At 64.3% G+C, this 15813-nt stretch carries 10 protein-coding genes and 4 pseudogenes; 10 read left to right on the forward strand and 4 right to left on the reverse strand.

Annotated elements, in window-relative coordinates; translation table 11 throughout:
- Positions 1–30 precede the first annotated feature (30 nt).
- From ACF2JD_RS19180 to tldD, 9 genes and pseudogenes are all read left to right on the forward strand, one after another.
- A complete protein-coding gene (locus ACF2JD_RS19180) occupies positions 31–1071 on the forward strand; it encodes a rod shape-determining protein (protein ID WP_005308111.1) in 1041 nt (346 codons plus the stop codon).
- A 41-nt stretch (positions 1072–1112) separates the two neighbouring features.
- Entirely contained in the window at positions 1113–2021 is a 909-nt protein-coding gene (gene mreC / locus ACF2JD_RS19185; RefSeq protein WP_440987982.1) for a rod shape-determining protein MreC, read from the forward strand.
- A complete protein-coding gene (gene mreD / locus ACF2JD_RS19190) occupies positions 2021–2506 on the forward strand; it encodes a rod shape-determining protein MreD (protein WP_025325450.1) in 486 nt (161 codons plus the stop codon). Before mreC ends, mreD begins: the two co-directional genes overlap by 1 nt.
- A 51-nt stretch (positions 2507–2557) precedes the next feature.
- Positions 2558–3145, forward strand: coding sequence for a Maf family protein (locus ACF2JD_RS19195; RefSeq protein WP_427236216.1), 588 nt, complete (start codon positions 2558–2560; stop codon positions 3143–3145).
- 79 nt (positions 3146–3224) lie between these two features.
- Complete coding sequence (rng, locus tag ACF2JD_RS19200) at positions 3225–4694, forward strand: ribonuclease G (RefSeq protein WP_025325452.1); 1470 nt, start codon at positions 3225–3227, stop codon at positions 4692–4694.
- A pseudogene (locus ACF2JD_RS19205) lies at positions 4695–8582 on the forward strand (YhdP family protein).
- Positions 8583–8625: 43 nt separating this feature from the next.
- A complete protein-coding gene (locus tag ACF2JD_RS19210; RefSeq protein WP_440987983.1) occupies positions 8626–9021 on the forward strand; it encodes a Dabb family protein in 396 nt (131 codons plus the stop codon).
- Positions 8972–9756, forward strand: a pseudogene (locus tag ACF2JD_RS19215) (carbon-nitrogen hydrolase family protein); the annotation flags it as partial. The gene ACF2JD_RS19210 and the pseudogene ACF2JD_RS19215, both read left to right, overlap by 50 nt.
- 160 nt (positions 9757–9916) lie before the next feature.
- Complete coding sequence (tldD, locus tag ACF2JD_RS19220) at positions 9917–11365, forward strand: metalloprotease TldD (RefSeq protein ID WP_168236258.1); 1449 nt, start codon at positions 9917–9919, stop codon at positions 11363–11365.
- 133 nt (positions 11366–11498) lie between these two features.
- Here tldD and ACF2JD_RS19225 read toward each other — a convergent pair whose 3' ends face one another.
- The 3 genes from ACF2JD_RS19225 to ACF2JD_RS19235 form a co-directional block, all read right to left on the reverse strand.
- Complete coding sequence (locus ACF2JD_RS19225) at positions 11499–11702, reverse strand: hypothetical protein (RefSeq protein ID WP_025325456.1); 204 nt, start codon at positions 11700–11702, stop codon at positions 11499–11501.
- Between the two features lie 160 nt (positions 11703–11862).
- Entirely contained in the window at positions 11863–12579 is a 717-nt protein-coding gene (locus ACF2JD_RS19230; RefSeq protein ID WP_106885181.1) for a MarC family NAAT transporter, read from the reverse strand.
- A gap of 131 nt (positions 12580–12710) precedes the next feature.
- Positions 12711–14027: an MFS transporter gene (locus tag ACF2JD_RS19235; RefSeq protein ID WP_440987984.1), complete on the reverse strand. Its 1317-nt coding sequence runs from the start codon at positions 14025–14027 to the stop codon at positions 12711–12713.
- A 154-nt stretch (positions 14028–14181) separates the two neighbouring features.
- Between ACF2JD_RS19235 and ACF2JD_RS19240 the strand changes: the two are divergent.
- Positions 14182–14860: pseudogene (locus ACF2JD_RS19240) on the forward strand (Dph6-related ATP pyrophosphatase).
- Between the two features lie 103 nt (positions 14861–14963).
- Here the strand turns inward: ACF2JD_RS19240 and ypfJ are convergent.
- A pseudogene (ypfJ, locus tag ACF2JD_RS19245) lies at positions 14964–15812 on the reverse strand (KPN_02809 family neutral zinc metallopeptidase); the annotation flags it as partial.
- Between the last annotated feature and the right edge of the window lies 1 nt (position 15813).

A 15813-nucleotide genomic window follows, 5' to 3' on the forward strand; every position in this document is an offset into this window, starting at 1 on the left:
ACCTCCAAATTCTTAGGATTTCCCGTAGCCATGTTCAAAAAGCTCAGAGGCGTCTTTTCCAACGATCTGTCGATCGACTTGGGAACTGCCAACACCCTGATCTACGTAAAAGATCAAGGGATCGTCCTTAACGAACCCTCAGTTGTCGCCATTCGCCAAGAGCGCGGGAACGCCAAATCGGTCGCTGCCGTCGGTCATGCCGCCAAGCAGATGCTGGGTCGTACCCCTGGTAACATCTCCGCCATTCGTCCGATGAAGGACGGCGTGATCGCCGACTTCTACGTGACCGAGAAGATGCTGCAGCACTTCATCAAGCAGGTTCACGACAACAACTATTTCCGCCCCAGCCCCCGTGTGCTGGTGTGTGTGCCGTGCGGCTCCACCCAGGTCGAGCGCCGTGCCATCAAGGAATCCGCGCTGGGCGCCGGTGCCCGTGAGGTCTACCTGATCGACGAACCCATGGCCGCCGCCATCGGTGCCGGCCTGCCGGTTTCCGAAGCGACCGGTTCCATGGTGGTTGACATCGGTGGTGGTACCACTGAAGTGGCCATCATCTCCCTGAACGGCGTGGTCTACTCCCAGTCCGTGCGTATCGGTGGCGACAAGTTTGATGAAGCCATCATCAGCTACGTGCGCCGCAACTACGGCAGCCTGATCGGGGAAGCCACCGCCGAGCGCATCAAGCACGAGATCGGCTCCGCCTACCCGGGCGAAGAGGTGCGCGAGATCGAAGTTCGTGGTCGTAACCTGGCCGAGGGTGTGCCCCGCAGCTTCACCCTGAACTCCAACGAGATCCTGGAAGCGCTGCAAGAGCCGCTGTCCGGCATCGTCTCCGCCGTCATGGTCGCCCTGGAGCAGTCCCCGCCCGAGCTGGCGTCCGACATCTCCGAGCGCGGCATGGTGCTGACCGGTGGTGGCGCCCTGCTCAAAGACATCGACCGTCTGCTGATGGAAGAGACCGGCATCCCGGTCGTCGTGGCTGAAGATCCCCTCACCTGTGTCGCCCGTGGCGGTGGCAAGGCGCTGGAGCTGATCGATATGCACGGTGGCGATCTGTTCCACTACGAATAAGACCCAAAGCCGGCCGAGCGCCGGCTCTTTTTTGACGACTCATGAAACCCATCTTTGGTAGAGGCCCTTCGCTTCAGTTACGGTTGTTTCTCGCCGTCATCATCTCTGTCGCTGCCATCGTCGCGGATTCCCGCTTCGGTGTGTTTACGCACATCCGCGTCTATCTGAGTTCCCTCGTCAGCCCGCTGCAATACATCGCCAATGCGCCAGGTACCCTGCTCGACACCATGTCGACCCAGGTGCAGACCCGATCCAGCCTGATCGAGCAGACCAAGCAGCAGGAGCAGCAGCTGTTCACCCTGCGCTCCCGCCTGCTCAAGCTGGATCAGCTGGAGCACGAGAACCAGCGGCTGCGCGAGCTGCTCGGTTCGCCGGTGCACAAGGAGTCCCGCAAGATGGTGGCCGAGCTGCTGTCGGTGGATTCCGACCCCTTCAGCCATCAGGTGCTGATCAACAAGGGGGCGCTGGACGGCGTCTATAACGGCCAGCCGGTGATCAACGATCAGGGGGTGGTCGGCCAGGTGCTCCACGTGGGCTCCACCACCAGCCGCGTCCTGCTCATCACCGACTCCAGCCACGGCATTCCGGTGCGGGTGCTGCGCAACGATCTGCGCGCCATCGCCTCCGGCAGCGGCGAGCTGGACAAGCTGGAGCTGCGCAACCTGCCGCGCAACACCGACGTCCAGGTCGGCGATCTGCTGGTCACCTCGGGCCTCGGCGGCCGCTTCCCGGAAGGTTATCCGGTGGCGACCGTGACCCGATCCGATTACGTGGAGGGCAAGCCCTTCGCCCAGATCGAGGCCAGGCCCCTGGTGGCGCTGGACAGGTTGCGTTACCTGCTGCTGCTGTGGACCGACAAGAAGCCGGAAGTGCATGACGACGAGCCCATGACGCCGGCGGCGGCGCCCTCTGCGGCGACGGCCACCTCGGCGGCGGAGGCGACGCGCTGATGCTGCAACCCGCCAGCGGCAGGATCTGGATCTGGATCTCGATCCTGCTGGCCCTGTGCCTCTCGATCCTGCCGCTTCCCTTTCAATTCGAACCCTTCCGGCCGGACTGGCTCGCCATGGTGCTCATCTACTGGGCGCTGGCGTTGCCGCATCGCACCAACGTCGGCACCGCCTGGGTGGCGGGCCTGCTGCTGGATGTGCTGCTCGGCAGCACCCTCGGCGTGCGGGCCATGGCCATGGCCATCACCACCTATCTGGCGGCCTTCCAGTTCCAGAAGATCCGCAACTTCTCCCTCTGGCAGCAGGCGCTGATCATCGGTCTGCTCTCTCTGGTGGGCAAGATCACCGTGTTCTGGGCCGAGCACCTGTTCAGCCGTGCCAGCCTCAATCTGGCCTATTTTTGGTCGACGTTGACAACGATGTTAATATGGCCCTGGATTTTTATGGTCTTGCGCAAGGTACGCCGTCGCTTCAATATCAAGTGAACATGAGCAAAAACAACGGATTGTAACTGCGTCTCATCTCATTGAGTGAATATGAACAAGCACAACGAACTGCAACTCTATCTCGCCTCGGGCTCGCCCCGCCGGCATGAACTGCTGACCCAGCTGGGCTACCGTTTCGAGGTGCTCAGGCTGGATGTGCCCGAGCAGCGGGAAGCGGGCGAAAAGCCCCAGGATTACGTCTGCCGGCTCGCCCGTGACAAGGCGATGGCCGGTGTGGCCGCGGCCCCGACCGTATTGCCTGTGCTGGGCGCCGACACCATAGTGGTGCTGGGGGACAGGGTGCTGGAGAAACCCTCCGACCTGCTCGATGCCAAAGACATGCTGGAGGCACTCTCCGGCAAGGTCCATCAGGTGATGACGGCGGTGGCACTGGCTACTCCGGATCGCTGCGATGTGCGGCTGGTCACCACCAATGTGGCATTCCGCAAGCTGGACGAGGCCGAGATAGAGGCCTACTGGCGCACGGGTGAACCCTGTGACAAGGCCGGTGCCTATGCCATCCAGGGAATAGCCGGCAAGTTCGTCAGCCGCATCGAGGGGAGTTACAGCGCCGTGGTCGGCCTGCCCCTGCTGGAGACGGATCTGTTGATCAAGCAGCACCTCGAGCAGACTCGGTAATCCCCTCGTCAGCAGTTCGCTGCTGAGTTACCCATTGTTCGTCGTGCCAGAATTCAAAACTAGAAAGGCAAGGTAACTTATGTCAGTAGAACTGCTGGTGAACGTCACCCCCTCAGAGACCCGGGTCGCCCTGGTCGAGAACGGGCTGCTGCAGGAAGTGCATGTAGAACGTCAGGCCAAGCGCGGCATAGTGGGCAACATCTACAAGGGCAAGATCAGCCGTGTGCTGCCCGGCATGCAGGCCGCCTTCGTCGACATCGGCATGGACAAGGCCGCCTTCCTGCACGCCTCCGACATAGTGCCCCACACCGAGTGCGTGGCGATTAAGGAGAAGGAGCAGTTCCAGGCAGGCAACATCGCCGAGCTGGTGCGCCAGGGCCAGGACATCATGGTGCAGGTGGTGAAAGATCCCCTTGGCACCAAGGGTGCCCGCCTCACCACCGACATCACCTTGCCGTCCCGCTACCTGGTCTTCATGCCGGGCAGTGCCCACGTCGGCGTCTCCCAGCGCATCGAGTCCGAAGCTGAGCGGGAACGCCTCAAGCGCACCGTGGCGGGCTATGTGGACGAGTTGGGTGGCTACATCATCCGCACCGCCGCCGAAGGGGTGGGGGAGCAGGAGCTGGAGCAGGACGCCGCCTTCCTGAAGCGGCTGTGGCGCAAGATCCTGGAGCGCAAGCAGAAGTACCCGCCCTGCAAGATCCTCTACGAGGATCCCAGCCTGGCCTTCCGGGTGGTGCGCGACTTTGTCGGCGCCGAGCTCGACAAGATCCGGGTCGATTCGCGCCAGAGCTTCGAGCTGCTCTCGCACTTCACCGGGGAGTATGTGCCCGAGCTCGCGAACAAGCTGGAGTACTACTCCGGCGAGTCGCCCATCTTCGATCTCTACGACGTGGAGAACGAGATTCAGCGCGCCCTGGAGCGCAAGGTGGAGCTGAAATCCGGCGGCTACCTCATCATCGACCAGACCGAAGCCATGACCACGGTGGACATCAACACAGGTGCCTTCGTGGGCCATCGCAACCTGGAAGAGACCATCTTCAACACCAACGTCGAGGCCACCGCCGCCATCGCCCGCCACCTGCGGCTGCGCAACCTGGGCGGCATCATCATCATCGACTTCATCGACATGCAGTCGGAAGATCACCGTCGCCGGGTGCTGCACAGCCTGGAGCTGGCGCTGGCGAAAGACAGGGCCAAGACCAACGTCAACGGCTTCTCCCAGCTCGGGCTGGTGGAGATGACCCGCAAGCGCACCCGGGAGAGCCTGGAACACGTGCTCTGCTCCGAATGCCCCGAGTGCAAGGGGCGCGGCCGGGTCAAGACGGTGGAGTCGGTCTGCTTCGAGATCCTGCGGGAGATCATCCGGGTCAACCGCGCCTACGATGCGGATCAGTTCACCGTCTATGCGGCCCCCTCGGTGGCCGATTACCTGCGGGGGGAGGAGTCCCACAGTCTGGCCGAGCTGGAAGTCTTCATCGGCAAGCAGGTCAGGGTGGTGACGGAGCCGCTCTGTGGGCAGGAACAATTCGATGTGGTGATGATGTAATTGATCTACCGCTGGCTGAGTCGGGGCTGGTTAGCCCTCGGGGTCTTCTTCGTGCTGCTGGCCATCCTGGTCAGCGTGGTACGCCTTGGCGGCCCCCTGCTCAACCAGCACAGGCAGGCACTGATCGCCACCCTGCTCGGCGACAGCCAGCTGGAGGTGAGCGTCGAGCACGTCGGGTTGAGCTGGACCCAGCGCGGCCCGGCCCTCGAGCTGCAAGGGCTGGCCATCGCACCCGATTCGGGGCGCTTCTCCCTGCGCCTTGGCAAGGTGTGGGCCCACCTCGACTTCTGGCGCTCCCTCAACGACTGGAAACCGGTGTTCGGCCAACTGTTGCTGAGCGACGGCGACATAGCGCTGGATCTGGCGCAGCCGGCCGCCCCGACCGGCGAGAAGAGCCCGGATCAGCAGCGGGCCCTGCTGCGCTTCCTGCTGACCCAGCTCTCCACCTTCGACATTCATGACAGCCGCCTGAGTGTGACCACGGCGCTCGGAGAGGTGCGCGCCCTCAACATCGCCCAGCTGCGCTGGCAGAATCGCGGCAAGCGCCATCAGGGGGTGGGCAAGGCCTACCTCATCAACGGCGTGGGCGAGAGCGCCATCGATCTCATCATCGACGTGGATGCCCCGCAAGTGCGCCTCGACAGGCTCAAGGGCCAGCTCTACCTGGGGGCCAGCGAGCTGGACATCAGCCCCATGCTGGCGCGGATCCATGCCGGTGAACCCAAGGTGACCGGCCAGCTCGACTTCCAGCTGTGGAGCGAGTTCGAGGGGGGCAGGCTCGGCAACTCCCTGCTGGCCTTTGGCAACAACCACCTGATCTGGAAGGACGAGCTCAAGGGCGAGCCGCACCGGCTCGATCTGCAGGGGGGCAAGATCCAGCTGCGGCGCGACGGTGAGGAGTGGCAGCTCGCCAGCCATGACGTGACCTTCAAGCTCGATGGGGCGACCTGGCTGCAGAGCCGGTTGCAGCTCGAGCGGGTCGGCTCCCGCATCCAGGGCTATGTGCCCGCCATCGATCTCAACCAGATGGCCAACCTGAGCCAGCTGGTCTCGGGCCTCTATCCCGGCCTGACCAACACCCTCAAGCACACCCAACCCAAGGGCAAGGTGCAGGAGCTGGTGCTGCAGGCCGATGGCGACTGGCAGGGGCTCTCCCTGAGCGGGCAGCTCAGGGGCTTCGAGACCAAGGCCTGGCACGATGTGCCCGGGCTGCAGAAACTGGACGGCGACTTCTGGCTGACCCCGGCCGGGGGCGGCGCCCGCCTGACCCTGGGCAAGGGCAAGGTGGATCCCGCCCGTCACTTCAAGGTGCCTATCCCGGTCGACAGCCTCTTTGCGCGCCTCGACTGGTGGCGCGAGACGCAAGGCTGGGTGCTCTACGGCCAGGATATAGCGCTGGATAACGAGGACTTGACCCTCGCCAGCCGCTTCCGCCTCGAGCTGTTCGAGCACCCCTTCCTCGCCCTGACCGGCCGCATCGACGTGAAGAATGCGGCCCATGCGGATCGCTACTATCCGCTGGCCGTGATGAGCGACGGCCTGGTGGACTACCTGAGCGGCGCCATCAAGGGGGGCAAGGCCAAGGGGGCCGATCTGCTCTGGTATGGGGAGTTCCGCGACTTCCCCTACGACAACGGCAAGGGGGTCTTCCAGGTCGCCGTGCCGCTGGAGCAGGCCACCTACGAGTTCTTCCCCGGTTGGCTGCCGCTCACCGAGCTGCAGATAGACCTCCTGTTCCAGAACGCGGGTCTGGACATGCGCAGCAGCGCCACCCGGCTCGGCAAGGCCAGATCCGACGCTGTGCACGCCTGGATCCCGGATCTCTCCCCCGGGGCGCATCTCTACGTGGATGCCAAGGTCCAGGGGGAGGGGCAGGCCATCAGCGGTTACCTGCAGGAGTCTCCCCTCGCGGGCTCCGTGAGTCAGGCGCTGCGGGAGATCGAGATTCGCGGCCCGATGGCAGGTTCGGTCAAGCTCGATATTCCTCTCGATGGCGAGAGCGAGGTGAAGGCGAGTGGCGATGCCACCTTCAGCAACAACAAGGTGCGGGTCGCCAGTCTGGATCTGCCGCTGGAGAAGGTGCAGGGGCGCCTCGAATATGACAACGAACAGACCCGCTTCAGCAACCTCAAGGCGAGCCTGTGGAACCAGCCGCTGACCCTCGACTATCAGGGGCGCCAGCATCCGGATCACTATCAGGTCGACCTCGATTTCAAGGGGCAGTGGGATAGCCGCCGCCAGCCCGCCGCCATCTCTTCATTCGGCATTCTCAACGGCCGCAGTAACTGGGGCGGCAAGCTCGGGTTGACCTTGCCCGAGGCAAGCCATTTAGTTTCCAGCTGGCGCTCGACTCCAACCTGCAGGGGATGGGGCTCGATCTGCCGCTGCCGCTGGCCAAGGCAGTGCCAGCCGTCTACCGCTCAAGGTGATCGCCCGTGGCCGGGATGGCAGCGCCGACATTCGTGCCGTGCTGGGTGCCGATGTGGATATGCAGACCCGACTGGTCTACGGCGAAGGGGTACCTTATCTCAGCCGGTTAAGGGTCGATGTGGGGCAGCCTGGCGCCCGGGTGCTGCGGGATGTGCCCATGTTGCTTGCCATCAACCAGCAGGAGGCCGATGTGGGCGGCTGGCTGGCGCGGCTCAAGCAGTGGCTGCCAGCGCAGAACCAGAGCGGCAATGCGGTGGTCGGCCCCGCCTTCCTGCCGCAGGAGTGGTGGGTGGATGGCCAGTTGGCCCGGGCCTATATCGGCAGCGCCACCTCAAGGCCACCCACTTCACGGTGGGGCCGGTCAATCAGGCGACCGAGGTGATGCTCGACAGCCCCGAGGTGATGGGGGTAGTCCGCATTCCTGTACGGTGGCCAATCGCCCGGTCGATGCCAAGTTTGCCCGTATCCACTGGTCAGGCAAGGCGAAGAGTTGAGCCCCGATCCCGATGCGAACAGGATAACGCCATCATGGCCTCCATCCCCTGGCTGCACCTTCAGCTGCGTGGATTGCCGCTTCGGCGCCCTGCCGCTCGGCGAAGTGAAGGGGGAACTGGTGCCCGGCGCCAACCAAGGTGACCCTCAAGGGGCTGGAGATGCGGCTGGCGGGCAGCCGGCTGACCGGCAGCGTCGACTGGCTGGCCGATGGCAACCGGATGCAGACCCGGGCCCGTGGCAAGCTGACCAGCAACAACAGCGAGCTGCTGCTCAAGCGGCTCGGCTACACCTCGCCCATCGGCGATGCCCCGGCTCCCTGGCACTGGATCTGACTGGCAGGATGTGCCCTATCGGCCGAGCCTGCCGACGCTGGGGGGAAGTGCTAACTATCAGCTGGAAGGCGGCACCCTGCGGGAGGTCAACGACAAGGGGGCGCGCCTGCTCTCCCTGCTGAGCCTCGACTCCCTGATGCGCAAGCTGCGCCTCGATTTTCGCGATGTGTTCGACAAGGGCTTCTACTTCGAGTCCATGTCGGCCTCCGCCAAGATCAAGCAGGGGGTGGTGGAGAACAACGACTTCTACATGAAGGGGGCCGCGGGCAACCTGCGCGGCGAGGGGATCGCCGATCTGGTGCGCTGGCGGCTCGACTTTGATCTGAGCTTCTCGCCCAATCTGGGGGGCACCCTGCCGGTCGTGGCCGCCTTCTCCATCACCCCGATCACGGGCCTCTATGTGCTGGCTCTCTCCAAGCTGCTGGAGCCGGTGGTGGACGTGGTGACCCGCATCGATTTTCGGGTCTCCGGCCCGCTGATGACCCCAAGCTGATCGAGGCGGGGCGCAACCGGGCCCGGATCAAGCTCAACCAGCAGCAGAAAGAGGCGGTCGATGCGGTGGCGCCCAAGTTGCCTGCGGCCACTCCCTTTCCTGCTGAATCCACAACCGGGTAGCCCGCGCCAGCCCTGATGCTGGCGCCCTTGACCTGCACCTCACGCTCAAGGAGTGATCCATGATCCGACATATTCTGCTGATCGCCTTCAAGCCAGATGCCTCCCTGCTGATAGCCGCCGTCAGAGCCGCCTTTCCTCGCCATACCGGCCAAGGTCAGCGGCGTGACCGCCGTGGAGTGGGGGAGAATGACAGCCCCGAGGGAAGAGACGAAGGCTTTACCCACAGCGTGCTGATGACCTTCGCCGACGAAGCGGCCCGCCAGCGCTATCTGCCCCATCCTGATCACGATGCCCTCAAGGCCATCTTCCGCCCGGTGCTGGAACGCATCATAGTGCTGGATTACACCCTGCAGGCGGGGACCCGTCTGATGGTCCAATCTACAAGGCAACGACAAGGAGATCGTCATGTGGTTAGCCGCAATACAGCTGGTATCGGGCCGTCACTGGCAGGATAACCGGGAGCAGATAGCCGCCGAACTGGCGGCCTTGCCAAAGAGCGGCCGCTGCTGGTGCTGCTGCCGGAGAACTTTGCCCTGTTTGGCGAGCGACAGGGCTATCTGGATGGTGCCGAGGAATCGGTGCTGGCCCCATCCAGCAGCAACTGGCCGATTGGGCCAAAACCCACGGCATCTGGCTGGTGGCCGGGGCCATGCCCACCACCATCGCAGGTTCCGACCATATCCACACCAGCTCCCTGGTGTTCGATCCCAACGGCGAGCTCAAGGGCCACTACCACAAGATCCACCTGTTCGACGTGGACGTGGCGGACAACCACGGCCGCTACCGGGAGTCCGAGACCTTCAGCCCCGGTCAGGAGTGCGTGGTGGTGGACTCTCCCTTTGGTCCCCTCGGCCTCTCTATCTGTTATGATCTGCGCTTCCCCGAGCTCTATCGCCAGCTGGCCCGTGCCGGTGCCCGGGTGCTGCTGGTGCCTGCCGCCTTCACCGCCGTGACCGGAGAGGCGCACTGGGAGCCGCTGCTGCGGGCCCGCGCCATCGAGAACCAGTGCTATGTGGTGGCCGCCAATCAGGGGGGCACCCACGAGACGGGGCGTCAGACCTGGGGCCACAGCATGGTGATCGATCCCTGGGGCCGGGTGCTGGCCTGTCCGCCGAGCGGCGCCGGCACTGTGCTGGCGCAGATGGAGCCCGGTCTGATCGACGAATTTGCAACGCACCATGCCAGTGCTGCCATGCCCGTTCTGCTCTGATGGTGAAAAATTGCAACGCAGCCGGCCCGTTAGCATGGGTTGCCAGCCGAAGCGCATTCTTGGGGTTGGGCAAGACGTTCATTTAACGAACTGGATGAATTCACCGTTACGACGTCTCGCATCGAGAGTGGAGAGAAAGATTGAGTCTATTGAGCCAGGTTAGTGCCTCCTTGTTGGCCCCGAACGATCTCGACGAAGGGCGCCTGCAGCAGCTGCTCGGCAGCCTGATGAGCCATCAGGTGGAGTTCGGCGACCTCTATTTCCAGCGCAGCTGGCACGAGTCCTGGATGCTGGAAGACGGCATCGTCAAGGACGGCAGCTACAACATCGACCAAGGGGTCGGGGTACGCGCCGTCAGCGGCGAGAAGACCGGCTTCGCCTACTCGGACGAGCTGAGCCTGCTGGCCCTGCAACAGTCGGTGACCGCCGCCCGCGGCATAGCCGCCGCCGGCGCCCAGGGCAAGGTGAAGGCCTGGGCTCGCACCGAGGCTAACCTGCTCTATCCCGCCATGGACCCGCTGCAGACCCTCGACAAGCAGCAGAAGATTGCCCTGCTGGAGCAGATGGACAAGTTCGCCAGAAGCCTGGATCCCGCCATCAATCAGGTGATGGCCTCCATCAGCGGCGTCTATGAAGAGATACTGGTGGCCGCCACCGATGGCACCCTGGCAGCCGATGTGCGCCCCCTGGTGCGCCTCTCGGTGACCGTCATCGCCGAGAAGGGGGATCGCCGGGAGCGCGGCAGCGCCGGCGGCGGTGGCCGCTTCGGTTACGACTATTTCCTGGAGCTGGACGGGCTGGAGAGCCGCGCGTTTGGCTATGTGCGCGAGGCGGTACGCCAGGCGCTGGTCAACCTCGAGGCCATAGACGCGCCGGCCGGCACCATGCCGGTGGTGCTGGGGGCCGGCTGGCCCGGCGTGCTGCTGCACGAGGCGGTGGGCCACGGCCTGGAGGGGGACTTTAACCGCAAGGGCTCGTCCGCCTTCGCCGGTCGCATCGGCGAGCAGGTCGCCTCCAGGCACTGCACCATAGTCGATGATGGCACCCTAGTGGGCCGACGCGGCTCCGTCAGCATAGATGACGAGGGCACCCCGGGGGGCTACAACGTGCTGATCGAGAACGGCATCCTCAAGGGCTATCTGCAGGACAAGCAGAACGCCCGCCTGATGGGGGTGCCACTCACCGGCAACGGCCGCCGCGAATCCTACGCCGCCCTGCCGATGCCACGCATGACCAACACTTACATGCTGGCGGGTCAGCACGATCCGGCGGAGATCATCGCCTCGGTGAAGAAGGGCATCTATGCCCCCAACTTCGGCGGCGGTCAGGTGGACATCACCTCCGGCAAGTTCGTCTTCTCCGCCTCCGAGGCCTACCTCATCGAGGATGGCAAGATCACCGCCCCCATCAAGGGCGCAACGCTTATCGGCAACGGCCCAGAGGCCATGAGCCAGGTCTCCATGGTGGGCAGCGATCTTGCGCTGGATCGCGGGGTCGGGGTCTGTGGCAAGGAGGGGCAGAGCGTGCCGGTCGGCGTCGGTCAGCCCACGCTCAAGCTGGATCAGCTCACCGTGGGCGGCACTTCCTAGGTTGGTTTGGCCGCGCAGCGGCATGACCCGACACCATCAAACCCCGGCCGCAGCCGGGGTTTTGTTTTCTCTGGGGCGCACAAATAAAAACCCCGGTCAGTGGACCGGGGTGGGTGAAGGGGGTTGATGGGGCTCAGTTGGCCGATATGGCACGGGCGTCGATATAGAATCGCGCGTTGCCCTGGGGATCTATCCTGATCTGGGCGACCAGCCGATCGCTTCGCTTGTATTCCCACCTGCTCTTGATCCGGGTCAGGGCGGGGCTGACGGCCCCGACCACGTTCAGATATTCGTGAAACAGGCTGTAGCTTCCAATCTCGGTCAGCATCTTTTCCATTTGCATGTCTCCTCAAGTGATTGGGTCTGCGCGGGTCACGTTAGCAGCGACCCTCTGAACCTTGCCTGTACAAAAAACACACTACTCCATCCGTGGGCAGGCAACATGATCAGGCGCAAGTTCGGCGACGATCCCCGAGCCGAGATGACAACGCTTTCGGTCAGGGCTGGCGCGCGGCGGGCAGATGATCGAGGGCGGCGGATGCGTGTGACTGCGCCGGGGCCGTCTGCACGGCGGGCGCGCCGTGGAACACGGGATCCTGCGCTACCTCCTTGATGCCGTTGATGCAGAACTGCATGCCCATGCACACCAGCAGGAAGCCCATGATGCGGGTCATGGCATCGATGCCGGTGGCGCCGAGGATCTTGCAGACCGGATCCGCCAGCTTGAGCACTCCCCAGCTGAGGAGGCTCATCAGGGCGAAGGCGGTCACCATGGCGGCATAGATGACGAAACGGTTGTACTCGTCGGGCAGTTCGGCAATCTGGGCGGCGCCGCTGATCACCAGGGCCATGGTGCCCGGCCCGCACATGCTGGGCATGGTGAGCGGCACGAAGGCGATGCTCTGGTTGATGTCGACCCCGGCGGACTGGCTGGGGGCGGGGAACAGCATGCGAAAACCGATGAAGGCGATGATGAGGCCACCGGCCAGCCGCAGGCCGGGAATGGAGATCCCGAACAGATCCAGGATGGAGGAGCCGATGAAGAAGCTGACGCAGAGGGTGGCGAACAGATAGATGGCGGCCAGGTTGATCTGGCGGCGTACGTGCTCACGGGACATGCCCTTGCTCAGTCCCAGCAGCAGGGTAGCCGTGGTGGGGGGATTGACCATGGGCAGCAGCGCGAGCAAGGCGATGAATACGACCTGGAAAAACATCTTGCACCTCGGGGTGGTTGGAAAACAACAGTGCCAGACGCGGGTCTGGCCTTAAGGGGGGGCTACTCTACGGCAGCCAGGCTGAATATAGCCGGAACGAAGGGGCCCCGACAGTCCGGGGCCCGCATATGTCAGGCGGTTTGTGGCGTGACCTGACGCTGAGTGCGCTGGCGCAGCCAGAGCCAGAGACCCAGCACGAAGCCGAGGGCCGCCAGACTGACCACATAGTGGGAGGGCGCCAGCACGTCGTCCTTCATCCACAGCGTCACCAGCATGGGGGTGAGCCCGCCGAAGATGGCGTAGGCCACGTTGTAGGAGAACGACAGCCCGGAGAAGCGCACCACGGGCGGGAAGGCGTTGACCATGACATAGGGCACGGCGCCGACTATCCCCACCGCAAAGCCTGCCAGCATGTAGAGCGGCACCAGCTGATCCATGCCCGCCGCCAGGCCGTGGTAGAAGGCATAGGTGGCACCGGCCAGCAGCAATGAGCCCAGGACGAAGGTGGGGCCGCTGCCGAGGCTGTCTATCAGGCGGCCGTAGAAGATGCAGCCCAGGGTGAGGGCCACTATGGCCAGGGAGTTGGCGGTCAGGGCGTCGGCCGGGCTGATGCCATGGACCTTCTGCAGATAGGTCGGGGTCATCAGGATCACCACCACTATGCCAGCGGAGAGCAGCCAGGTCAGCAGCATGGAGACGATGACGCTGCCCTTGTGTTCACGGAGCACCGTCTTGAGGGGCAGCTCCTCGGCCAGGGCCTTGTTGGCCTGCATCTCGGCGAAGACCGGGGTCTCGTGCAGCCAGCGGCGCAGGTACATGGCGACTATGCCGAACACACCGCCGAGCACGAAGGCCAGACGCCAGCCCCACTCGCTCACCTCCACCGGGCTCATGCCGCGGTTGATGGCGGTGGCCACCAGAGAGCCGAGCAGTATGCCGGCGGTCAGCCCTGCGGTGAGGGTGCCGCAGGCGACGCCGACCCGGCGGGCGGGCACGTGTTCGGCCACGAAGACCCAGGCCCCCGGGACCTCACCCCCGATGGCGGCCCCTTGCAGGATCCGCAGCAGCAGCAACAGCAGCGGGGCGGCGATGCCGAGGGTGGCATAGGTGGGCAGCAGGCCGATCAGCAGGGTCGGCAGCGCCATCAAGATGATGCTGAGGGTGAACATGCGCTTGCGGCCGATGAGATCGCCGAAGTGGGCCATGATGATGCCCCCCAGCGGGCGGGCCAGGTAACCGGCGGCGAAGATGCCGAAGGTCTGGAACTGGCGCAGCCACTCGGGAATGTCGGCCGGGAAGAAGAGCTCGCCTATCACCACGGCGAAGAAGACGAAGATGATGAAGTCGTAGAATTCGAGGGCGCCGCCCAGCGCCGCCAGGCTTAAGGTCTTGTAATCCTGTCGGTTGAGGGGGCGATTGTGGTCATGATGTGTGCTGACTTTAGTCATATCCTTATGTTTCCCATCGTTTTTTTAGTTATTCTCCCCCATGCTCTGCGGGGATACGCTCACCCACGAGGGTATGCTTTTGTATCCCAGGAAGTAAATCGCACAATTCGCAACACTGTCTTGCAGCACCTTGCGGCAAGGGATTGGAGAGGTCATGACGAAGAAAAAGGTACTGCTCTCCTGGAGCAGCGGAAAAGACAGCGCCTGGGCCCTGCATCGTTTGCGCCAGGATCCGGCGATCGAGGTGGTGGGGCTCTTCACCACCCTGAATCAGGCGTTCGAGCGGGTGGCCATGCACGGGGTGCGCAAGCAGTTGCTGACGGAGCAGGCCGCGTGCGTGGGTCTGCCACTGCACTGCATCGATCTGCCCTGGCCCTGCAGCAACGAGGACTATGGCCGGGTCATGACCGGCTTCATCGAGGATGTGCTGGCCATGGGTATCCGCCACATGGCATTCGGGGATCTCTTCCTCGAGGATGTGCGCGCCTATAGGGAGAAACAGCTGGCGGGCACGGGCATAGCGCCGCTGTTCCCGCTCTGGGGGCAGCGACACGAGGGAGCTGGCGCAGCAGATGATGGCCGCCGGCCTCAAGGCCAGGATCTGCACCCTGGATCCCGGCAAGCTGGATGCCAGCCTGGGTGGGCACGAGTTCGATGAGACCCTGCTGGCGGCCCTGCCCGCCGGGGTGGACCCCTGCGGCGAGAACGGCGAGTTCCACACCCTGGCCTTTGATGGCCCCATGTTCCAGCGGCCCCTGGCCATCCGGGTGGGGGAGACAGTGGTGCGGGACGGCTTCGTCTTTACCGATCTGCTGCCAGGCGAGGCCCCCTGAGGGCTAGTTGCCCGGGAGGGCGGCAGACCCATCTCCCGTCTGCTGAATGCAACAAGGCCGGATCCCTGGGGATCCGGCCTTGTCGTCTGGCCCGGCTCCAGAGGGCGGCGAAGGTGTCGCAGCTGGCGGGCTTGCCGCTGTCGAAGCCCTTCTTGAACCAGGCGAGGCGCTGGGCCGAGCTGCCGTGGGTGAAGCTGTCCGGCACCACCCGGCCCTGACCCCGCTGCTGCAGGCGGTCGTCACCTATGGCCTGGGCGGCGTTGAGCGCCTCCTCCAGATCGCCGTGCTCCAGCACCTGCTCCCGCTCCATATGGTAGCCCCAGACCCCGGCGAAGCAGTCGGCCTGCAGCTCGAGTTTGACCGACAACTTGTTCTGCGCGGCCTGGCTCAGCCCTTGCTGTTGCTGGCGCACCTTGGTCGAGATGCCTAGCAGGTGCTGCACGTGGTGGCCCACCTCGTGGGCGACCACATAGCCCTGGGCGAAGTCGCCATCGGCCCCCAGCTTGTCGCGCATGTCCTGATAGAAGGAGAGATCTATGTAGACAGTGCTGTCCGCCGGGCAGTAGAAGGGGCCCATGACAGACTGGCCCTGGCCGCAGCCGGTCTGGGTGGCGCCGCGATAGAGCACCAGCCTGGGAGGCTGATACTGGCTGCCGCTTTGGGAGAAGATCGCGCCCCAGGTATCTTCGGTGGAGGCGAGCATCACTGAGGTGAATCTGGCCAGGGGATCGCTGGCCGGCTCTGACACATTCTGGCGCGGCGCCTGGCTCTGCTGGGACGGCTCGTCGAGCAAGGGGCTGAGATCCACGCCGTAGTAACCCGCCACCATGACCACCACGATCAGGATGAGGCGCCCCTTGCCACCTATGGGCAGGCCGCCGCTCCCGCTGCCACCGCCTTCCTGGCGCCTGTCCTCCACATTGCTGCTCTCACGGCGATTTTGCCAGCGCATA

The sequence above is a fragment of the Aeromonas ichthyocola genome (genome assembly GCF_046087985.1).
In the GTDB taxonomy this organism is placed as follows: domain Bacteria; phylum Pseudomonadota; class Gammaproteobacteria; order Enterobacterales; family Aeromonadaceae; genus Aeromonas; species Aeromonas rivipollensis.